This window comes from Streptomyces sp. NPDC003379 (assembly GCF_053589195.1).
In genome coordinates, this window is record NZ_JBSFRK010000001.1 from 12594 (window position 1) to 35023 (window position 22430).

14 protein-coding genes are annotated in these 22430 nt (G+C 69.4%); 3 read left to right on the forward strand and 11 right to left on the reverse strand.

All coding sequences use genetic code 11. From position 1 onward, the window contains the following. Positions 1-30 precede the first annotated feature (30 nt). From ACWDVB_RS00070 to ACWDVB_RS00120, 11 genes are all read right to left on the reverse strand, one after another. Complete coding sequence (locus ACWDVB_RS00070) at positions 31-1317, reverse strand: glycosyltransferase (RefSeq protein ID WP_451513243.1); 1287 nt, start codon at positions 1315-1317, stop codon at positions 31-33. Beyond that, on the reverse strand, positions 1314-2279 hold the full coding sequence (locus ACWDVB_RS00075) for a glycosyltransferase (protein ID WP_451513244.1): 966 nt from the start codon (positions 2277-2279) through the stop codon (positions 1314-1316). Before ACWDVB_RS00075 ends, ACWDVB_RS00070 begins: the two co-directional genes overlap by 4 nt. After that, on the reverse strand, positions 2276-3442 hold the full coding sequence (locus ACWDVB_RS00080; protein ID WP_451513245.1) for a glycosyltransferase family 9 protein: 1167 nt from the start codon (positions 3440-3442) through the stop codon (positions 2276-2278). Before ACWDVB_RS00080 ends, ACWDVB_RS00075 begins: the two co-directional genes overlap by 4 nt. After that, positions 3439-4542 (reverse strand): glycosyltransferase family 2 protein, encoded by a 1104-nt coding sequence (locus ACWDVB_RS00085; protein ID WP_451513246.1) that lies wholly within the window; start codon positions 4540-4542, stop codon positions 3439-3441. The genes ACWDVB_RS00080 and ACWDVB_RS00085 overlap by 4 nt, the downstream gene beginning before the upstream one ends. After that, positions 4539-6203 carry a carbamoyltransferase family protein gene (locus tag ACWDVB_RS00090; protein WP_451513247.1) on the reverse strand — a complete coding sequence of 555 codons (1665 nt, stop codon included), beginning with the start codon at positions 6201-6203 and terminating at the stop codon, positions 4539-4541. Before ACWDVB_RS00090 ends, ACWDVB_RS00085 begins: the two co-directional genes overlap by 4 nt. Positions 6204-6301: 98 nt before the next feature. Next, complete coding sequence (locus ACWDVB_RS00095) at positions 6302-7264, reverse strand: NAD-dependent epimerase/dehydratase family protein (protein WP_451513248.1); 963 nt, start codon at positions 7262-7264, stop codon at positions 6302-6304. A 269-nt stretch (positions 7265-7533) separates the two neighbouring features. Further along, positions 7534-7950, reverse strand: coding sequence for a CBS domain-containing protein (locus tag ACWDVB_RS00100; protein WP_451513249.1), 417 nt, complete (start codon positions 7948-7950; stop codon positions 7534-7536). A gap of 94 nt (positions 7951-8044) precedes the next feature. After that, on the reverse strand, positions 8045-8407 hold the full coding sequence (locus ACWDVB_RS00105) for a DUF6479 family protein (RefSeq protein WP_451513250.1): 363 nt from the start codon (positions 8405-8407) through the stop codon (positions 8045-8047). Positions 8408-8550: 143 nt separating this feature from the next. Then, positions 8551-8748, reverse strand: coding sequence for a hypothetical protein (locus ACWDVB_RS00110; protein ID WP_451513251.1), 198 nt, complete (start codon positions 8746-8748; stop codon positions 8551-8553). Between the two features lie 13 nt (positions 8749-8761). Continuing rightward, the gene (locus ACWDVB_RS00115; protein ID WP_451513252.1) at positions 8762-9493 is read right to left on the reverse strand and encodes a UdgX family uracil-DNA binding protein; all 732 of its coding nucleotides are present in this window, start codon (positions 9491-9493) and stop codon (positions 8762-8764) included. Between the two features lie 54 nt (positions 9494-9547). After that, positions 9548-10447: a hypothetical protein gene (locus ACWDVB_RS00120; protein ID WP_451513253.1), complete on the reverse strand. Its 900-nt coding sequence runs from the start codon at positions 10445-10447 to the stop codon at positions 9548-9550. Between the two features lie 38 nt (positions 10448-10485). On the opposite strand from ACWDVB_RS00120, the gene ACWDVB_RS00125 reads away from it, so the two are divergent. From ACWDVB_RS00125 to ACWDVB_RS00135, 3 genes are all read left to right on the forward strand, one after another. Further along, entirely contained in the window at positions 10486-10896 is a 411-nt protein-coding gene (locus tag ACWDVB_RS00125; protein WP_451513515.1) for a TetR family transcriptional regulator C-terminal domain-containing protein, read from the forward strand. Between the two features lie 172 nt (positions 10897-11068). Further along, a complete protein-coding gene (locus ACWDVB_RS00130) occupies positions 11069-15364 on the forward strand; it encodes a LamG-like jellyroll fold domain-containing protein (protein WP_451513254.1) in 4296 nt (1431 codons plus the stop codon). A gap of 200 nt (positions 15365-15564) precedes the next feature. Then, on the forward strand, positions 15565-22365 hold the full coding sequence (locus ACWDVB_RS00135) for a polymorphic toxin-type HINT domain-containing protein (RefSeq protein ID WP_451513255.1): 6801 nt from the start codon (positions 15565-15567) through the stop codon (positions 22363-22365). The last annotated feature ends 65 nt before the right edge of the window (positions 22366-22430 follow it).

The window sequence follows — 22430 nt, forward strand, 5'->3', positions numbered from 1 at the left end:
CGTGGCCCGGCGCGGGAGGCCGTTTCCGGGTCACACCACCCCCACCCCGGTGGCGACCGGGCGCGGGTCCAGGACCTCGCAATACGCCGCCTCGGTGGCCGCCGCGACCCGGGCCCAGCCGAAGCGGCGCAGGGTGCGGCGGCGGCCCGCCTCGCCGCACGCCTCGCGCGTCGCGGGGTCCGCGAGGAGTTCGGCGACGGCGGCGGCGAGGGCCTCGGGGTCGCGGGGCGGAACCAGGCGGCCGGTGGCCGGGTCGGCGACCGTGTCCAGCTGGCCGCCGACCGCGCTGGCGACGACCGGTCTGCCGCACGCCATCGCCTCCAGGGGGACGATGCCGAACGGTTCGTAGTCCGCGGGGCACAGCACCACGTCGGCCGCGCGCAGCAGCGCCGGCACATCGGTGCTCGGCACGCCGCCGGTGAAGCGGACCCGGTCGGCGACGCCCGCCTCGCGGGCGAGCGCGCGCAGCCGGCGGACCTCCGGGTCCTGGCCGAGCCGGTCGGCAGGGGGCCCGCCGACCACGACCAGCTCCGTCTCGGGCAGGAGGGCGAGCGCGGCGATGGAGACCGCCGCGCCCTTGCGCGGGACGAGGCGGCCCAGCTGGAGCACCTGGTGACGCTCGGTGCCCCGCGCGGCGACCGGCCCGCGCGGGGTGAACAGTTCGGTGTCGACCCCGCACGGCACGACGCTCGCCTTGCCGGCGGGGATGCCCATCCGGCCGAGTTCGACGACCTCGTCCCGGCAGGTGGCGATGACCCGGTCGCAGCCGAAGCCCACCTCCGTCTCCAGGGCGATCCGCTTGGGCGGGCTGGGGTCGGCTTGCTGCTGGTGGCGGCGCTTCACGGTGCCGAGCGCGTGGTACGTGTGCAGCAGGGGCAGCCCCAGCTGACGTGTCGCCCACAGCGAGGCGAGTCCCGACATCCAGAAGTGCGAGTGGACCAGGTCGGGCGGGCGGCCGCGCCAGGTGCGGGTCAGGTAGCGGCCGAAGTCGCCCATATAGGGCAGTAGTTCGTCCTTGGGTATCTGCTCGGGCGGGCCCGCGGGCACGTGGTGCACGTCCACCCCGTCCCGTAGCGCCACCGTTTCGGGGAGGTCGGCCGCGTCGCGGCGGGTGTGGACGGTGACGCGGTGGCCGCGGTCGGCGAGGGCGCCCGCGAGACAGGCGACGTGCACGTTCTGGCCGCCCGCGTCGACTCCGCCCAGTGCGGCGAGCGGACTCGCGTGTTCGGAGACGAGCGCGATCGACAGCCTTCCGGGGCCGAAGACGGGCCCCGCGGAGAGGGTCCCGGGGTCGAAGGGGCCAAGTGATGAGGTCATGAGCACGCCTCCGTCAGCACGCGCTCCCAGTCGTGCAGGAAGCGCTTGAGTCCATACCGTTCGAGAGCGGCCTGGCGGGCGCGGGCGCCGTCCTCCGCCGCCGCCCCCGGTTCCTCCAGATAGCGCCGGGCGGCCCGCGCGAGGACGTCGGGGCGGGTGGACAGCGTGCCCGCGCCGGGCGGGATCGCCTCGACCGCCTCCGTGGTGGCGAGCGCCACGACGGGCATGCCCAGGTGCATGGCCTCCAGGAGGGACAGGCCCAGCGACGTCCACCGCACCGGGTGGAGATAGAGGCGGCGCTCGGCGAGCGCGGCGTGCAGTTCGCTCTGGGGCAGGTCGGCGGTGCGGCACCGGTCCTCGGGGACGCCGAGGTGCGCGGCGAGTCCTTCGGTGCGCATGCCGAACACGTCGAGCGGGGCGGCCTCGCTCAGGGCGGGGAGCAGGTCCGTGCCGGTGTAACGGCCGCGGCGCACCGGTTCGTTGACGACGACGGCGGCGCGCGCGAGGCGTCCGGTGTACTGGTGCCCGGGGTCGACGATGCCGTGCTCGATCACCTCGGTGCGGGTGCTGCCGCAGTCCCAGAAGAGCCGGTTGAAGTGGGTGACGTGTACGAGCGTCAGGTCGTCGCGGTCGGCGCACGGGTGCCGGGTCTCGGGGACGTCGCCGTCCGGCGCGTTGTGCTCCAGGTACACGGTGGGCACCTCCCGCCCGGGGCGGCGCCCGCCGAGCCAGCGTTCGGCCAGTTCCAGTTCGTGCGGACGCTGGAGGACGACCAGGTCCACCTCGGCGTCCCGCAGCTGCTCGGGGGTCAGCTCGCGCACGGAGGCGGGCCAGGGGAACGTACGGGCCCGGCCGAGCCCGTCCGGGCCGCGGTCCGGTGTCACGGGAACGAGGTAGGTGTGTGGGCCCTGGACGAACGCGGTCGTCCAGGAGCCGTGCACGTGCCACAGCAGGATGTTCATACGATCGCTCCTCGTTCCGTTTCGGGCGTGCCGCCCGGCGCGGTCGTCGGATCGGTGGGGGATGTCGTCGACTGCGCGCGGCCCGTCCGCCCGCCGGCCGCACGGTCGTCCGTACGTCCGTGCGTACGGTCGGTGAGCGTCGTCACGGCGGCGAGCACCTCGGCGTCATCGACTCCGTCGAGGCAGGGGTGGCCCGCCAGCGGGCACTGCCGCGCCCGGCTGCCCGCGCACTGCGCGTGCTGGTCGCCGAGCAGGACATGCGGGACGCCGTACGGGGCCCAGCGCTCGGCCGGCACCACCGGGGCGAACAGGGACACGACGGGTGTGCCCACGGCGGCGGCGAGGTGCGCGGGCCCGGTGTTGCCGGCCACCACCACCCGCGCCCTGGACATGACGCCCGCAAGGCGCCGCAGATCGGTGGCGCCGCCGAGGTCGAGGGCGTGCCGTCCGGCGACCTTCGCGGTCAGGTCACGTTCGCCGGGGCCTCCGGTGACCACGACCCGATGGCCGGCCGCGCTGAGGGCCGCCGCGGCGCGCTCGGCCCGCTCGGGGCTCCAGGCGCGCGCGGGGACGGCGGCGCCGGGGTGGAGTACGACGTAGGGGTCGCCGCCGGTGAGGGGGGTGGTGTCGGGGCTCGCCTCCACGCGCAGCGCCCCGTCGTCGCTCGGCGGCAGCGCGAAGCCGCAGGCCTCGGCCAGGTCCAGGGCGGCCTGCGCCTCGTGGCGGTGGGGCTGCCGGTGGTGGCGCAGGTCGAGGAGGGCGCCGGGGTAGTCCTCGCTGTCGGCGGCGGTCCAGCCGACTCCGGCGAGCTTCAGCAGCAGTGCGATGGGCAGCGGGCTCTGGTGGTGGGAGACGAGCACCAGGGCCCGGTCGAAGCGGCCCTCCGTCAGCTCAATCAGCAGCTGCCGTGTCGCCGCGTGGGACACGGGCACCGGTTCCAAGCCCACCCATGGGGCGTCGTACACCAGTACGTCGTCGACGTCGGGCAGGAGCCGCCCCGCCTCGGCGCCCTGCGGACCGCACAGCAGCGCGGTGCAGGACGAGCCGGCCGCCACGGCGCGCACGGCCGGGCCGGCCAGCAGCACGTCGCCCGTGCTGTCCAGGCGCACGACGAGGGTGCGCGGCCGGCTCCCGGGCGGGGACGGGGCGGGGTGGCCGCTCATCGGCGGATCCGTTCGTCCCGGACCGGCCGCGGCGGCACGCCCAGCGGGCGCCCGCGCGCGGCCGCGTACGGGTCGAGGGGCGCCGCCCCGTGGTGCGCCGCGTGGCCGCGCAGCCAGTGCCAGACGGCCGCGGGCGGGATGAGCACGCTGGTCAGGGCCATGGTGACGACTTCGTCGCGGTCCCGTGGGCCCGGCAGCATCCTCGCCACGGCGAATTCCGCGGTGCCGACCAGCCAGGCCGCCGCACAGAGGCCGGCGGCGACGGGCTTGCGCAGCGCGGCGCAGGCCAGCGCCCCGGCGGCCGCTCCCGTGATCCCGAGGTGGCGGGGCAGCCGCCCCCGTGGCGCGGCCGCCCTGGTCCACCAGTCGCGGCCGTGCAGCCGCGTCATGAGGACGTCGTCGGCGTTGCCCGCCTGGAGGCGTACGGAGATCCAGCGGCCGGCCGGCCGCACCGGGTGGGCCGTGGTGCGCGTGCCCGCGGTCACCTCCCAGCCGGCCGCCAGGACCCGCAGTGCGAGGTCGGCGTCCTCCCTGAAGGCGCGCCGGAACCGCTCGTCGAAGCCCCCGACGCCCTCAAGCGCCGCGCGCCGGTACGCCATGTCGGCGGTGATCCACCGCGCGGTGGCGAGCCCGGCGGTGTTGCGTTCCCAGTCCGTGGGCCTGCGGCCGGCGGGGAGCGGGACGTGGACGCGGGCGGTGACCGCGCCGTCGTCGCAGGCCGTCGCGGCGAGGTCGAGGGCGAGGTCGTCGCACCAGGTGGGGCCGGGCACCACGTCGTCGTCGAGGAAGACGATCCACGGCACGCGACCGGCCGCCCGCCAGCCGGTGTTGCGCGCGGCGGCGGGTCCGCGGGCCTCGCCGCTCACCACGATGGTGACGGGGCTCAGGAGGGCCGGTACCTCGACCGGCAGCGGGGTGGTCGTGCCGTCCGTTCCCGGCCGGTCGTCGACGAGGACCACGCGGACCGGCTTCGGTCCCTCGGCGTCGGCGAGCGCGCGCAGGGTCGCGTTGAGGCTGGGCCTGCCGAGCGTCGGTATCACCACCGCGTACGCGCCCTCGGTGCTGACGGTGTCGCCCAGGCCCATCAGGTACTCGGTCATCGGACTCCTCCTCCTTCGAACGCCTGGAAGAGGTCCTGGCGCCGGATCGCGTACGGGCCGATGGCCAGCAGGTCGACGGGTGAGGAACCGAAGCACTCCAGCGCGTCGCGCGGGTCGTCCACCATGGGGCGGCCCGCCGTGTTCAGGCTGGTGTTGACCACGACCGGCAGCCCGGTGAGCTTCTCGAACTCGCCGAGCATGCGGGCGACGAGGGGTTCGCGCGCCGGGTCCACGGTCTGGATGCGGGCCGTGCCGTCGACGTGGACGACGGCCGGGATGCGCTCCCGCCAGGGCTCGGCCACGTCGTGCACGAAGAGCATGTACGGGCTGGGCATCGGCCCGTCGAAGATCTCGGGGGCACGGTCGGCGAGCACCATCGGCGCGACGGGCCTGAACTGCTCGCGGCCCTTGACGTCGTTGAGCCGTTCGAGGTTGCCCGCGTGCCCGGGATGGGCCATCAGCGAGCGGTGTCCCAGGGCCCTCGGGCCGTACTCGGAACGGCCCTGGAACCACGCGACGATCCGGTTCTCCGCCAGCGCCCGCGCGACGGTCGCGGCGATGTCCGGCGGCCGTTCGAACGTCACGGCCGCCGTCTTCAGCCAGGCGCCGAGTTCCGCGTCCGACCAGTCGCGGCCCAGGTCGGCGCCGGTCATGGGCTCGGGCTCGTCGCCCTGTCCCGCGGAGAGCAGCAGCGCGCCGCCGAGGGCGGTGCCCGCGTCACCGGCGGCGGGCTGCACCCAGACCCGGGAGAAGGGTCCTTCGCGGGCTATTCGGGAGTTGGCGACGCAGTTCAGGGCGACGCCGCCGGCGAGCGTGAGCACCCGGTGGTGCGTCTTGCCGTGCAGCCAGCGCGCCAGGTCGAGCAGCGTCTCCTCCAGTACGGCCTGGGCGCTCGCGGCGACGTCCGCGTGGTCCTGCGTCCACGGCTCGTCGGCGCCGCGCGGCGGACACAGCTCGTGCCAGGGCACCCCGGTGGCGCGGAAGCCGCCGTCGCCCGTCGGATACACGTGGCGGCGCAGCTCCGGGAGCATGCGGGGGGTGCCGTGGGAGGCGAGGGCCATCACCTTGAACTCGTCGGAGGAGCGCAGGAATCCGAGGTGTCCGGTCAGCTCCTCGTAGACCAGGCCCAGGGAGTGCGGCAGGTCCTGTGCGTACAGCGGTTCGAGCTTGTCGCGCACGCGCCGCGCGGCGAGGTGCGAGGCGCGCTCGCCCCGGCCGTCCAGGACCAGGACGGAGGAGTCCTCGGCGTCGGGTGCGGCGAAGGCGCTCGACGCGGCGTGCGCCATGTGGTGCGGCACGAAGCGGACGATGCCGGGGTCGAGGCCGGGCAGCGCGGTCCTCAGGAAGCCGGGGGCCTCGCGGGCGTACGTCTGCCGGAGGTGGTCCCAGGGGTCGTCGAGCCCCATCTCCCCGGCGGGCCGGGCGAGTGCGGGGTCGTAGGAGTAGGTGACGGCGTCGAGGTCCTGGGGCCGCAGGCCGGCCCTGCGCAGGCACCAGGCGGCGGCCTGCTCGGGCAGTTCCCAGGCCGAGAACGGCACGGGTCGCTTCCCGTGCTTGCGCCGGGAGAACCGCTCCTCCTCCGCGGCGGCGACCGTCCGGCCGTCGATCACGAGGGCGGCGGCGGGGTCGTGGAAGAGTGCGTTGATTCCGAGGATGCGCATGAGGGATCCGAGGTTCTGTTGGCGGTACAGGGCACGGGGCCGGGCGCGGGCGGGCGGATTCCGCGGGAGGGTGCCGGCGGGGGCCGTCGCGGTCCGGGTCAGTGATCCGCCGTGGCGCGGAACCAGTCGATCGTGCGCCGCAGGCCTTCCTCGGCGTCCACGCGCGGTTCCCAGCCGAGCTTGTCGCGCGCCAGCGTGACGTCGGGGCAGCGGACGGCGGGGTCGTCCGTGGGCCGGTCGATGAAGCGGATCTCCGAGTCGGATCCGGTGAGGGCGATGACCAGGCGCGCCAGTTCGAGCATGGTGATCTCGGTGGGGTTGCCGATGTTGACCGGGCCGCGCATTCCGTGGGCGGCCGCCGCGAGGATGCCGCGCACGGTGTCGTCGACGTAGCACAGCGAGCGGGTCTGGCGGCCGTCGCCGGTGACGGTCAGGGGCTCCCCGGCCAGGGCCTGTCGTACGAAGGTCGGCACGGCCCGGCCGTCGTGGCCGCGCATGCGGGGGCCGTAGGTGTTGAACAGCCGCACGATGGCGGTGTCGGTGCCCTCGGCGTCGGCGTGGGCCGTGGTCAGGGCCTCGCCGAATCGTTTCGCCTCGTCGTAGACGCTCCGCGGGCCGACCGGGTTCACATGGCCCCAGTACCGCTCGTCCTGCGGGTTCTGCTGCGGGTCCCCGTAGACCTCCGAGGTCGAGGCGAGCAGGAAGCGGGCGCCCGAACTATGGGCGAGGCGCAGGGTGTTGCGGGTGCCCAGGCTGCCGGTCTCCAGGGTGTGCAGGGGCAGTCGCAGATAGTCGGCCGGGGACGCGGGGGACGCGAAGTGCAGGACGAGATCGGGCGGCCTGTCGACGACGATCCCTTCGGCGACGTTCGCCTGTATCAGCTTGAACCCGGGGCGCTCCAGCAGCGGCGACACGTTCTCCGGCCGCCCGGTGCTGAAGTCGTCCACGCAGGTCACCGCGGTTCCGGCGGCCAGCAGGGCGGTGCACAGATGGGAACCGACGAAGCCTCCGCCGCCGGTCACGACGGCGTGCTCCCAGGTGCGCGACAGAGCTGTGGTCATGCAGATCTCCTCCGTACGCGGTGCCGGCGTGCGGCGCCGACCACCGGCCGCTCCGACGGCGCCGAGACACCGTCCAGTCCTGCAACAGCCTCTGTCAGTCACGCGGTGACGGCCCGGTGGTGTAGGGCATTCGGGTGAGTCGCGCGGGGTGAGGGGGGCGGTCATGGGCGGCGGGCCCGGTACGTCGCGCCGTGACAAGGCGGCGCACAGAGCGCGGGACCCGGCGGTCTCACCGGGTCCCGCGCTTGCGAGGAGGGGGCTGGGGGCGCTCAGTCGGTGGAGAGGGCCTGGAGGAGGTCGCCCACCTGTGGGTCGGGGAGGCTGCGGGCGACGTCCGCCTGGGCGACGACGCCGACGAGGTCGTGGCCGTCGATGACGGGCAGCCTGCGGACCTTGTGCGTGGTCATGGTGCGCATGATCTCGTCGGCGTCGTCGTCCGCGCCGATGGTGACGGCCTCGCCCTGGGCGAGTTCGCCCGCGTTCGTCTGCGCGGGGTCCTTGCCCTTGCCGAGGACTTTGACGACGATGTCGCGGTCGGTGAGCATGCCCTTGAGCCTGTTGTCCGTACCGCAGATCGGCAGCGCGCCGACACCGAGTTCGGTCATCTTCCGGGCGGCGAGCAGGACGCTTTCCTCGGCGCCGATGCACTCCGCGCCTCCGGTCATGATGTCTCTCGCGGTAGTCATGTCACTCCATTAGGTGTGCGCGGCCCGAAAGGGCCTCTTGTGGGGGGGTTGAAGGAAGCCCGGAAAAGCGCCGGTTCAGCTTCCGAGGCCGGGTTCAGCTTCCTAGGCCGCCGCTGCCGAAACTGCCGCCGTCGCCTTTCCGGTGATCGGCCGGGTCCTGAGAGTCGCAGCGGTGCGTGCTCGACTGGCCGTACCCCTCTTTCAGCTCGTGAGGAAGGAGCCGGCCGCCGTCTTGAGGCACTTCATCCGGCTCGCGGTACTCCCGCTCTTCCCTGACCGGGCCGTCGTAAGGCCGTTTGGGTTGTTCTTCCGGACGCGGCGGGCTGGCCTCGCGCGCACGGACGCGCTGGCCCAGGAGAAAGGCGCCGAGAAGGACCGCGACCACTACGACACCGGCGACCCACATCAGCAGGGCGGCAGTGTGCGAGATAGCAAGTTCCCACTCCATGGATTCCATATCAGTGTTGTACCCGCCCCGTCCGAAAAATAGCTGACTATTACGCCTGCCGATTCACCCCGCCGGAAAACGGAGCAATCCCCGGCGGCGCCGGGAAAGGCGCCGCCGGGCAACCGCTCGCTATCTGCTCCGCGGGATCAGCTTCACGGGTGGTCCGGCCGCTGTTCCGGCGGCGTGCCGCCGCCCTTTCCGCCGCCCTTGGCGCCGCGGTCCGTCCCGTGCGGCCCGCTGCCCTTGCCCTGCGGGGTTCCGGGCTGTGACGCCTTGGTGGAACCGCTCTCCTGCGGGGTGGCGCCACCTTTTCGGCTGCGCCGCAGTTCGGGCTGTTGTGGATTCGACATTCCAGCTCCCTTCCTAGGTAGTGCCGACGGTGCTGTCCGTGCCGACCGTGTCGGCCGTGCTCAGAAAGCGGGAGGCCACCCGCAGGTCGGACACGAGTCCCCCGAACGCCTCGTCTCTGTCCTTCGCGCGGAGGACCGCCGAAGGGTGCACGGTGGCGAGGAGGTGGCGGCCGCCGCCGTCGCTCTCCTCCTCGGCGGCCAGCGGCAGGTCCGCGCCCGACGCCAGGGAGAGAAGGGCACCCCGCGACTCGGTCACCTTGAAGGAGCTGCCCAACAGGGACTTCCCGGCCGTCGCTCCCAGTGCCACGACCAGCTCGGGGTCCACGCGCCGCACCTCGGCCGCGAGCCAGGGGCGGCAGGCGGTCAGTTCCCGGAGGTTCGGCGCCTTGTGGATGCGGCGCTTGCGGCCCTCGGCGACGGGCGCGAACTTGAAGTGCTTGACCGCGTTGGTGAAGTACGTCTGTTCCTCTGCGATCCCGGCTTCGCCCAGCGCCGATCGGAGCAGGCGCCCGGCCGGACCCACGAACGGCTCGCCGTCCCGGTCCTCCTGGTCGCCGGGCTGCTCCCCGACCAGCATGAGGCGGGCGCGGGCGGGACCGGCACCGAACACCACCTGGGTGGCGTTCGCGTACAACGGACAGCCACGGCAGTCGGCGGCGGCACGGCGCAGGGACGGGATCCCCCCGCGTGCGGGCACGTAGGGCAGGGCCCCGTCGTCGGCTGCGTTCTTGTCCGGATCCGGCATGGCGCCTCCTACCGAAAAGCGTCTCACCATGCTCACTTCCCGGCCAACGGGCACTCACCTCCGGGGCCAACGGGCACTCATCTCCAGGGCCAACGGGCGCTCACTTCCCGGCCGAGGGACGCCCGGCCCCCCGGCCCCGCCCCTCTCCCTCTCGCGCGCCACGGGCAGCGCCAGCACCCCCACGTCCACCGCGACGAGCATGGCCGCCATGACCACCATGGCCAGGAACGCGCGGCCGTAGTCGCCGGAGAGCGCGGCGGGCGTGCTCCCGGAGCCCGCGTCGACGTCGCCGACCCCGAAGGTCACCGTGGTGGTGATCGGGGTGATCAGCAGGCCCATCCCGGCGGACATGACGACGGCGGGGCCGAGCAACCCGATGAGGTAGCCGCTGTCGGGCGTGGCGCGGCTCCGCCACAGGAAGCCCGCCGCGGAGACAGCCGCGCTGAGCACGATGAGCCGCCGGGCGCCGATGCGCTCCATGACCCGTGGCGCGAGGCGCGCCCCCGCGATGCCCACCAGGGTGTGCGGCAGGAAGCCGAGGCCGGTAGTGCAGCACGTTCTGCATGTAGAGCAACGGGAAGTACCACATGGGGATGAAGCAGGCGCCGGCCAGCAGCATCGCCGTATTGCCCACGAGATGGCGCGGATCCGGAACAGCCGGGGCGGCATCAGCGGGGCACGCGCGAAGCGCGCCTCCACAGCGACGAACGCCACCAGGGCCAGGGCGCCGACGGCGAGCGCCACCGCGGTCGTCGGCCCGGACCAGCCGCGGCCCTCGATCTGCGAGATGCCATACGCGAGCGAGCCGACGCCCGCCGTCGCCAGCGCGGCGCCCGGCACGTCGAGGCGCTGGCCCCGCCCATGCTCCCCGTCGGCGGCGAGGAACGGCAGGGCCGCGGTGATGGCCAGGGCGCCGATCGGGACGTTGATGAGCAGGATCCAGCACCAGGACATCGCCGACCCCCACGACCACACGCCGTTACATCGAGGCGCTGCTCGCCGAGTCGATGCCCACCACCGAGCAGAGCCGCGCCTTCCGCCTCGTGTGGACCTCGTACGCGGTGCTCGCGATGACCGATCCCGAGCTGGCCGAGAAGCCGTTCGTCGAAGGCCCCAACCGCTTCGAACAGCAACTGGCCGACGTGCTGGGCCGCGCCCGGACCGAGGGCGAACTGGCCCCCGGCCTCGACGTCTCCGCCGAGGCGGCGCTGGAGGTGCTCAGGTACCACTTGGACAGCGTCTTCGGGGCCTCCGGGAAGGCCCGCGACTCCTCGACGAGCGACGGGGGTACGCACCAGGTCCGGTACCAGACCCAGCGAGCGCAAGCGGCCACGGGTCTGCCCACTCCCCCACCTGCTCGGCGGTATCGGGTTCCTCTGACTCGTGGTCGGAGCTGCGGATAGCGCCATGGAGAGTTACGAAGTCGACACCCAGGCGGATACAACCATGGGCAATGCCACATTCACGGTGAGGCATTTGCGCACTTCAGAGGCGACTAGTCCCCTGTCTCGCTACTTATTTGCTGCATACAGTCACGTGTCAGTTCCCTTGTGAAGGGATCTTCATCTATGTGACATGGCGGGGTGGGATATGTGGAGGCGTACGCGTTCGCGCGGCAGCGGCGGGACCGGGGTACTTGCAGGTCTGGTCGGTGTGGCGGTGTTTGCGACCTTGGTCCCGACGGCGCCCGCGGCCGTGGCGTCCGTACCTGAGCCGGCAGCGGCGAAGACCCAGGACGAGGATGCCCCGGACGGGGAGGCCAGCGCTGAGGCCGCCTTGATCGAGGCGAAGCGCACGGGGAAGCCTGTCGAGGTGCTCTCTCAGCGCAGTGAGTCGAGCGACGTGTATGCGACTCCCGACGGCAACCTGGAGGGGCGGGAGTACTTGAGGCCGGTCCGGGCCCGCCTGGGAAAGGGGTGGAAGCCGGTCGACACCGATCTCGCCAAGTCTGCTGATGGAACCGTGGCGCCGAAGGTGACGACGGTGGGTCTGGAGTTCTCCGGGGGCGGCGATGCGCCGTTGGTGCGGATGACGAAGGCCGGCCGTGAGCTCGCACTGTCCTGGCCGGGCAAGTTGCCCGCACCGCGGCTCGAGGGCGCGACGGCCACCTATGCCGATGTGTTGCCGGGTGTGGATCTGCGGATGGGGGCTCAGGAGAACGGCTTCACGCAACTGCTGGTGGTGAAGTCGGCCAAGGCAGCCGAGAGCCCGGAGCTGACGCAGTTGCGGCTCAAGGTAGCTGCCGATGGTATGGAGGTGAAGGAGACCGCCCAAGGCGAACTCCAGGCCGTTGACAAGGGGGCCAAGGGCGTGGTCTTCGAGGCGCCCAAGCCGATGATGTGGGACTCCAGCACGGGTTCGGCCAGCTCGCCGAGCGCACGGGCGATGCCGCGGAAGGCAGTGGCGGCCACTGGGGGCGGTTCGGCAGTGGCCGGGGGAGAGCCTGCAGCGGGCGAGTCCGGAAAGCTTGCCCCAGTCGAGGTGGAAGTGCCCTCTGGCGGCAAGGAGTTGGTGCTGACGCCTGACGCTGATGTCCTTAAGGGGAAGGACACCACGTACCCGGTGTTCATCGACCCGCAGTGGGACGCTCCGCGGGCCACGGCTTGGACGATGGCGTCGAAGTACTGGGCAGGATCGCCGCAGTGGAAGTTCAACGGTGATCGCGATGCGGGCCTGGGATACTGCAACTGGTATTACTGCCAGCCGCACGACACCAAGCGGCTATTCTATCGCATGCCGATCTCCAAGTACGCGGGCAAGTCGATCGTGAAGGCCGAGTTCGTCGTCCGCAACACGTGGTCGGCCTCCTGCTCGGACCGCACCGTGGAGCTGTGGCGAACCGACGACATTTCGTCGTCCACGACGTGGAACTCACAGACACGGTCGGGTTTCTGGAACAAGAAGCTGTCATCGAAGTCGTTCGCCTACGGATTCAACGGCTGCTCTGCCAAGGATGCGGAGTTTTCGGTGAAGACGGCCGTCCAGGATGCCGTCGACAACCGGGACAAGACCATGACGTTCGGCCTTCAGGCGGCGGATGAAGGGGACGCGTACGGCTGGAAGCGGTTCTCGGACAAGGCGTTTCTTCGGGTGACATACAACCGTCCACCTCCGCAGCTCAAGGCCTCCCAGCTCACCATGCAGTACGGCGGCACCTGCAAGAGTTCCGGGAACGCCGCGCGCGTGCGCACGCGTGGCAATATCTCCGTCAATGAGGTACGCGACCCCGACCGCGACCCCGTCTCACTTCAGGTACAGGCCAAGTGGGACGGGGGCAGCTGGAAACCGGCTCGTACCACGGCAAAGTCTTCCGGCTCCGAGTTCACCATCAAGCTGCCCTCAACGATTCCCGAGAACAAGGAGATCAACTGGTACGCGCGCGTGCACGACGGTGCGCAGTATTCACCGTGGTCCTACGCGGGAAGCCCGACGGCCTGCTACTTCGTCTACGACACCAAGGTCCCCAAGGCCCCTGCCGTGTCCTCGGGCGAGTACCCGGAATCCGACCCGGAGAATCCGCAGGACCCGTGGCTAGATGGTGTGGGCAAGTACGGTTCGTTTGAGCTGAAGGCCGCCAACAGCGATGTGACGTCGTACTGGTACGGCATCAACACCGACCCGACGCCGGTACACAAGGTCACTACGTCCGGTGGCGCAGCGAAGATCGCCAAGGTGCTGCCCGGCAGGCCGGGGTTGAACTTCATCACCGCCCGTGCTTTCGACTCCGCCGGCAACGGCAGTGAGATCCGTACCTATCAGTACCGGGTCAAGGCCGGTCAGCCGGAGCGAGCGACCTGGCAGCTGGACGAGACCGCCGACGCGCCCGAGGCCAAGGGGTCGACGCCACCGCGCACGGCCCAACTGCATGGCGGGGCCACTCCGGGCGCGGAAGGCGTGCAGGACAAAGCGGTGTCGTTCAACGGTACTGATGGTTATGCCTCCACCGACATTCCGGTGGTCGACACCAGCCGCGGGTTTGCGGTGTCGGCGTGGGTGAAGCTGTCGAAGATGCCGGAGGGTGCGGCGGTCATCGCTACCCAGCCGGGCAACCACAGTCCTGGTTTCGAGCTGTACTACTCCAAGACCTACGACCGTTGGGCGTTCAACCAGTACAAGTCCGATACTGCGGAGGCGGGGATCGCTCGTGCGATGGCGGACAAGCCCGGCGGTGTAGCGGCCGGGAAGTGGACGCATCTGATCGGCTCCTACGACTCCTCGCGTGACGTGCTGGAGTTGTTTGTCGACGGCAAGCTGGTCGGCAAGATGGCCTATGACAAGCCGTGGGAGGCACGTCGGGGCCTGCAGCTCGGAGCCGCCTCCTACAGCGGTGCGCCCTCGGCCTTCTTTCCTGGTGCGATAGACGCGGTGCAGCTCTTCGACAAGCCGCTGGCGCAGGACGAGGTCGACAAGCTGCACGCCAGGGACACCATCGGCGATCCGGGCCGTCCGGCTCTGGCTGTCTTCGATCTGGACGAGGCGGCGAATGCCACCGAGATCACCGGTCACGGCGGCGTGCTGCCCGCCCAGTACAAGGGAGACGTCACCACGGGCGTGCCCGGAGTGGCGGGCAAGGCTGTCGCGTTCAACGGCGCCGACGCCTACGCGAAGATCGGCCGGACCAGTGGCCCGCATGTGAACACCTCGCGCAGCTTCACTGTTTCCGCCTGGGCCAAGCTGGACAAGAAGCCGGACGGTGCGGCGGTCATCGCCTCACAGGCCGGCAAGGAGCGTCCCGGCTTCGAGTTGTACTACTCCTCCACCTATAACCGGTGGGCGGTCAACCAGTACTCCGCCGACGCGGCAGATGCGACCCCCATCCGTGCCATGCAGCCGGACGAAGACAAGGCATATGTGGGGGAATGGGCACATCTAGTAGGTGTGCATGACACCGTCGCCGACACGCTGACCCTGTATGTCAATGGGAGCAAGGCCGGATCGGTGCCGCTGTCCGGTGCGTTCTATGCCGATCAGTCCATGTATCTCGGTGCGGGCAGCTACAGCGGCCAGGTCAAGAACCACTTCCCGGGCAGCATCGACGACGTGCGCCTGCTGGACCGGCCGGTCTCGTCCGAAGAAGTCCGCCAGATGTTCCGCCAGCGTCCGCTGGTCAAGGGCCGCTGGAACTTCGAGGAGGCGAGCAGCACGACGCCCGCGACGACGCCGGACCTCTCGGCGGAGAAGCGCCCGATGAAGTTGAATGGTGGCGCCAAGCTCGGTGCCGCCTGGATCGACGCGCAGGGGCTGGAGCTGAACGGCACCGATGCGTATGCGGCCACGTCCACGATGCCCATGGACACCAAGACCAGCTTCACCGTCACGGCCTGGGCCAAGGCGGCTGCCGCCCCGGACCACGACATGGCCGTGATCAGCGGTGAGGGCATCACGCGGAGCGCCTTCGAGGTCCGCTTTGTGCCCGATGCCAAGGATCCCGAGGAAGGGCTGGGCCGCTGGGAGCTCACCCTCCCGGCCAAGGACAGCGCGGACGCTCCGGTCACCCGAGTGACGCATACCGAGTTCGAATCCGTCACTGATTGGAACCACCTTGCGGTGGTGTACGACGGCTTCGCCAAGGAAGTCCGCCTCTACGTCAACGGGAGACTGCAGGAATCCGCCTGTGGTGACGTGGACGGTGACGGCGATGCGGATGACACCGCCTGCCAGGACCTGATCTCTTGGGCCGACAACGCCCTGGCATTCTCGGCGCTCAAGTCTCTGCAGGTCGGCAGAGCCAGGGGCGACGCTGCGGGGTCCTACTTCGCCGGCACGGTTGATGACGTCTGGACGCTGCAGGGCGCTCTGTCCGACGAGCAGGTCAACAAGCTGGCCACTTCCTCCTTCGGTCTGCCCACCGACGTACCGGGCGACAGCTGACCTGGGTGTGCCGGGGAGTGACCTCCTCCTTCCCGGCACACCTCCGCCATGTGTTCCTTACTGACCTGTCAACGCCCTGCCGCACAGCCGTGCGGGCCGGTGTTGCCGTAAAGGATTGATTGCTGAAGATGAACGGCATAACGAGAGCGCGCCGGTTCGCCGTACTGCGGCGAAGAGCGGCCCTGGCAGTGTCGGCTGCGATGGTGGGCACACTGCTGCAGGCCGCCGGCGCACCGATGGCGGCGGCAGATGGCGACGGCCTGCCAACCACGGCCTCGACAGAGAAGCCGGTCAAGGGCCGGGAAGGAGCAAAGGCCGTACCTCGCCTGGCGTCCAAGGGTCCGAAGACGCCCAAGGAGGCGCCGAAGGCTGCCTGGCCGAAGCCTGGTTCGGCCGTGATCGACATCCCCGGTGCAGCGGCCAAGACCGCCGGGGTGTCCGTCAGGGCCAAGGGACTGCCGCTGGCGGTGGGCACGCCGAAGGCTGCCGACACCAAGAGGGGCGGCCGCGGCGCCAAGGCGGCCACGCCACCGGCTGCGCGGGGCGATGTCACGGCGCGGGTGCTGGACCGCAGGACGGCGGAGCGGGCCGGTGTGCGCGGCGTGCTGTTCTCGCTGGAGGCCGGAGATGCCAAGGGCGATGCGGCCGGCAAGGTGCGGGCCGCGGTTGACTACTCCGGCTTCGCGGAGGCCTTCGGAGGCGGCTACGGCTCCCGGCTGACCCTGGTCAAGCTGCCGGCCTGCGTACTGAAGACCCCGCAGAAGCAGCAGTGCCGTACCCCGCAACCCGTCGGCACCGTCAACAACACCGAAAAGCAGACGCTGACGGCGGACGCGGTGACGTTGCGGGCCATGGGTCCCACCGTTCTGGCCGCGGTCGCGGACGAGAAGAGCGCGGGCGGCGACTACAAGGCGACCTCGCTCTCGCCGTCTGCCACGTGGGACACCAATCTCAACACGGGTGACTTCTCGTGGGCGTATGACATGCCGGTTCCCAAGGTGCCAGGGGACCTGCAGCCGCAGGTGGGCCTGTCCTATTCTTCCGGGTCGATCGACGGGCGCACCGGCAGCACGAACAATCAGTCCTCCTGGGCCGGCGACGGTTTCGACCTGTGGTCCGGCTACATCGAGCGCCGCTACAAGCCGTGCTCGGACGACGGTGAGAAGGACGCGAACGGCAACGAGCCCGGTGACCAGTGCTGGGGCTATGACAACGCGTTCATCACGTTCAACGGCAAGGGCGGTGAACTGGTCCCTCTGCCCGGTGACGCCGACGGCAACAAGAAGACGGATCAGGAGTACAAGTTCAAGCAGGACGACGGGTCCCGCATCGTCCGCATGTCCTCCACCGAACGCGGCAACGGGGACAACGACGGCGAGTACTGGCGCCTGACCGACCCGCACGGAGTGCGGTTCTACTTCGGGTACAACCGGCTGCCGGGCTGGACGGACGGTAAGCCCGCCACCAACTCCGCGTGGACGACGCCGGTCTTCGGCAACAACACGGGTGAAGAGTGCCACAAGGACACCTTCGCCGACTCCTGGTGCCAGCAGGGCTGGCGGTGGAACCTCGACTACGTCGTCGATCCGCACGGCAACGCCATGGCCTACTACTACGACCAGGAGAAGAACTCCTACGGCCGTAACCTCAAGGCCAAGGACAACACCCGCTACGTGCGTGGCGGCGTGCTGGATCACATCGAGTACGGGCTGAAGTCATCCTCGATGTACGGCACGAAGCCCCTGGCGAAGGTCGACTTCACCACGTCCGAACGCTGCCTGCCGGACTCCAAGACCGACTGCAGCGATATCGGCAAGGACGCCTTCTACTGGTACGACACGCCCTGGGACTTGAACTGCACCGAGAGCGAGGACTGTGACAAGGGGCGCTTGTCCCCCTCGTTCTTCACCCGCAAGCGGCTGACCGGCGTCACCACCCAAGTCCTGAACGGTGACACCTACAGCAAGATCGACTCCTGGAAGCTGGCCCACAAATGGGGCACGGCAGACGTCGATTACCAGCTGCTGCTCGACTCCGTGCAGCGCACCGGACACACGGCCGAGCCCGTGGTCACCGTGCCGAAGACCACCTTCGCCTACACCCAGCTCGCCAACCGGCTGGACAAGACGGGCGACGGGTACGCGCCGTACATCAAGGCCCGCCTCTCCGGAGTCTCCGACGAAGCCGGCGGCCAGGTCTCCGTCAACTACTCCGCACCGGCCTGCGACTTCGACGCCCTCCCGACACCGGAAACGAACGCCACCCGCTGCTTCCCGCAGTACATCGGCGGAGACGCCAGCGACGACCCGGACCGCCACTGGTTCAACAAGTACGTGGTCACCTCCACCACCACCACGGACCGGACCGGGGGAGCAGCCGACGGCAAGACCGCGTACGAGTACCTGGGCGGCGCGGCCTGGCACTACGACGATGACGACGGTCTGACCAGAAAGAAGTTCAAGAGCTGGTCCCAGTGGCGCGGCTATGGCCACGTCCGAGCGAAGACCGGCGGCCAGGGCGGCGACGGTCAGTACAAGTCACAGGAAGACACCTACTTCCTGCGGGGCATGGACGGTGACCGCAAGGACTCTTCCGGCGGCACAAAGAACGTCTCGGTCAGCCTCGGCAGCGGTGAAGGCGACCCGATCACCGACCACGAATCGGCACAGGGCTTCTCCTACAAGACCGTCACCTATTCCGGACCGGGCGGCAAGGTCCTCGCCAAGACGGTGAACCGGCCCTGGCACCACGAGACCGCGAAGAAGACCCGTGAATGGGGCACGGTGACCGCCAACTTCAGCGGCACCGCGCACACCAAGAAGTGGACCTCCCTGGACGACGGCGCGGGCACCGACTGGCGCGTCACCTCCAGCGCGACGGACTACGACACCGTCGCCGGCCGCCCCACCCAGGTCGACGACCTCGGCGACAGCAGCACGGCCGATGACAACCAGTGCACCCGCACCACCTACGCCACCAACACCGCCGACAACATCCTTACGCTGCCTTCCCGGGAAGAGAGTGTCGCCGTCAAGTGCGCCGACACCCCCGACCGGACGAAGGACGTCATCTCTGATGTCCGCACCGCCTACGACGGCGGCGCATATGGGGCCGCGCCCACCAAGGGCGATGCCACCGCGTCCGCGACCCTGAAGAAGCACGACGGCGCCAAGGCCACCTACCTGGAAGCCGGCGCCACCTTCGACGGCTACGGCCGCAAGCTGACCACCACCGACCTCACGGCAGACGTCACCGTCACCGGCACCGCAGATCCCGTACGGACCCCGCGCAAGGACGGCCGCACCACCACCACCGCCTACAGCCCGGCCACCGGGACCGCCACAAAGGTCACCGAGAGCAGCCCGCCGGCCAAGGCAGCCGACCCGGCCTCGGCGCAGACCACGGTCACCGAGCTGGAACCCCTGCGCGGCCAGCCCATGACCAGGGTGGATACCAACAACAAGCGCATCGCGATGACGTACGACGCGCTGGGCCGCTCCGCGAAAGTCTGGCTGGCCGACCGCAAGACGAGCCAGACACCCACCTACGAATTCGCCTACCTCATGGAGGAGAACAAACCTGTCGCGGTCCGCGCCCAGACGCTGAACAACGAGGGCGGCCAGGTCGCCTCCTACACGATCTACGACGGTTTCCTGCGCGAGCGTCAGACACAGGCTCCCGGTCCCGACGGCGGCCGCATTCTCACTGACACCTTCTACGACGAACGCGGTCTGCCCGCCAAGGCCTTCGCCCCCTACTACGCGCTGAAGCCCGCCGAGCGCGAACTGTTCAAGCCGGACAACGCCTGGAGCGTGGAGTCCCAGACCCACATCACCTACGACGGACTGGAACGCCCCGTCGAAGAGCGACTGGTCGCCGGCAACGGTGACGGCGGCAAGGTCCTGGCCACTACCAAGACCATCTACGGCGGAGACCGTACGACCGTCATTCCGCCCGAAGGCGACACCGCCACCACCACCCTCACCAACGCCGAGGGCAAGGCGACCGAGCTGCGCCAGCACCACACCCGCAGCGCGAGCGCGGCCTACGACACCACTTCCTACGCCTACACGCCCACAGGCGAACTGAAGAAGGTCACCGACCCGGCGGGCAACAGCTGGGCATACAAGTACGACCAGTTGGGCCGCCAGACAGAGGCCAGCGACCCGGACAGAGGCACTACCAAGAGCTTCTATGACGACCGGGGCCAGCTGACCACCACCACCGACCAGCGCGGCACCACCCTGGCCAGCGTCTACGACAACCTGGGACGCAAGACCGAACTACGCGAAGGCAGCGCCACGGGCGACCTGCGCGCCAAGTGGGTCTACGACACCATCTCCGGCGCCAAGGGCCAGCTGGCCGAGACCACCCGCTATGTGGGCGGCAACCCCTACACCTCAAAGGTCACCCAGTACGACTCCCAGTACCGGCCGACCAGGACCGCCGTAGTCATCCCGGACAGCGAGAAGGGGCTGGCCGGCACCTATCAGAGCGGCACCTCGTATCTGCCCTCCGGGCTGGTGGGTGGCGTGAGCTACTCCGCAGCAGGTTCCCTGCCCGCCGGCAGCTTCTCGACCACCTACGAGAAGCAGACACTGCGTCCCATATCCGTTCTGGGCGACGGCTTCAAAGCCGACACCGGTTACACATTCACCGGCAAACCCCAATGGAATGAATTCGGCGGCACCAACGGCAAAAAGACCAAGGTCAGCTACAGCTACGAGTACGGAACCCAGCGCCTGGCCACGTCCCGGGTCGACCGCCAGGACCAAAGCGGAGTCGACCAGCACAACACCTACAGCTACGACGAAGCCGGCAACATTCTCTCGGTTTCGGACGCCTCCCGCACCGGCACCGACACCCAGTGCTTCACCTACGACTACCTGCGGCGGATGACCGAAGCCTGGACCCAGGGCGACAAGACATGCGCCACCGCCCCGGTCGCAGGCAAGACCGGCGGACCCGCCCCGTACTGGCACTCCTACACCTACGACAAGGCCGGCAACCGGCTCACGGAAACCCTCCATGACGTCGGCGGAGACAGCAACAAGAACACCGAACGCACCTACGACTACCCCAAGCCGGGCACCGCACAGCCGCACACCCTGACCTCGGTCACCACAGAGCTGCCCGGAGGCACCACCACCAAGGACTCCTACGGCTACGACCCCACCGGCAACACCACCAGCCGTACCCTGCGCGGTGACACCCAGGCCCTCACCTGGGACGCCGAAGGCCACCTGGCCAAGATCAGCGAACCCGTCCAGGGCGGCAAGGACAAGGTCACCGAGTACCTCTACGACACCGAGGGCAACCGCCTGATCGGCCGCACACCGACCGAGACCACTCTCTACCTCGGCCACACCGAAGTCACCCTGCCCAAGGGCGCCACGAAGGCCAAAGCCACCCGTTACGCCCCCCTGGGCGGCGGCCACCAGGCCGTCAAGGAGGACAACGGAACGATCAGCTTCACCACCGCGGACCACCAGGGCACCGGACAACTCTCCATTGCCGCAGCTGATCTGAAGCTGGCCCAGCGCCGCGCCCTCCCCTTCGGCGGACCAAGAGGCGAAAGCCCGAAGACCTGGCCCGGCACCAAGGGCTTCGTCGGCGGCACCGACGACACAGCCTCCACCGGACTGACCCACCTCGGCGCCCGCGAATACGACCCGACCACCGGCCGCTTCCTGTCTGTCGACCCCGTCATGGACCTGACGGACCCCCAGCAGATGAACGGCTACACCTACAGCAACAGCAACCCGGCCACCTTCAGTGACCCGACCGGGCGTCTCTTCGGCTGCATTCCCTGTGCCATCTACCAGGCCGCCAAAGCCGGCATCAACGCCTATAACAAGGTGGTCTCGTCGAACCGCGTCAGCGGGCGCGCAAACAACTCGGTGCACTACAGAACCAGCAGAAGCAGCCGTATGACTCAAGCTGGCATGCCCAACCCATTCGGCTTTATGGACAGAGGAATATACCCCAATCTCCGGAAATTCTTCACAGGCGGCGGTGCAGCTGAAGTAGTGAAGGAGACGATCCTCCCCGATGTGCAGTCATGGCAGGAATGCGGGCGCCATCCCGGAGTCAGCGTAGCTTGCGGCAGCACGCTCTTGGATCTGCCGTTCTTGAAGGTTCTCAAGCCATTCAAGAAGCAGATCAAGAAGGGCATCAAAGCGCTAGAGGAGGGCGGAGAAGCATCAAAGAAGACGGGGAAAGGACTCCCCCCCGGCTGCAAATGCTTCCTCGCCGGCACAGAAGTCCGTATGGCAGACGGCGCAGAGAAGAACATCGAGGACGTCAAGGTCGGCGATAAGGTCCTGGCAACTGACCCAAGAACCGGGAAGACCGGCAAACGGGAAGTCACCGCGACGATCGTCACCGATGACGACAAGCAGTTCACCGAGCTCACCATCGCTACACCCGACGGCACCAAAAAGCTGACGGCCACACACGAGCACCCCTTCTGGTCGACCAACAAGAAGGCGTGGGTAGAAGCCGGAAAGCTCAAGCCGGGCACGACGCTTCGCACGAACGACGGCCGCAGCGTCGTCGTGACGGCAGCTCGCCAGTACCAGGACCACCAGCGCACCTACAACCTGACCGTCGAGGGCGTCCACACGTACTATGTGCTGGCGGGTGAGACTCCGGTTCTTGTTCACAATTCCGGAGGAGCGTGCAAGGAAATAACCCTGCCTAGCTCTGAAAGCTTCGAACAAGCTCGCAACAAGGCGCTCGATCTGCTGGGTGAGGTTGATCCAGCTACTCGGCAGCCGTACATCGGCCGTCTCGAATCTGCGCCGACGACCTACGGCAAGGTAGTGGGATTCACCACTCGGGTGAACGGCGAATTCAAGAGGTTTAGGATGGATTACGATCCGGTGAAGGGTCCCCATATCAACGTGGAAGTCGGCAAGGGTGACTCTGCACGTAAATGGGCAGTGCCATGGAATGGAACAGAAGACGATTTCGCGAGAATGCTTGGCGGTAATTCGTGACGCTCGACGGTGTATACGGAACCAGGCCGGACCTCCTGCCCCGATCTATGGTTCGAGTGGTTCGT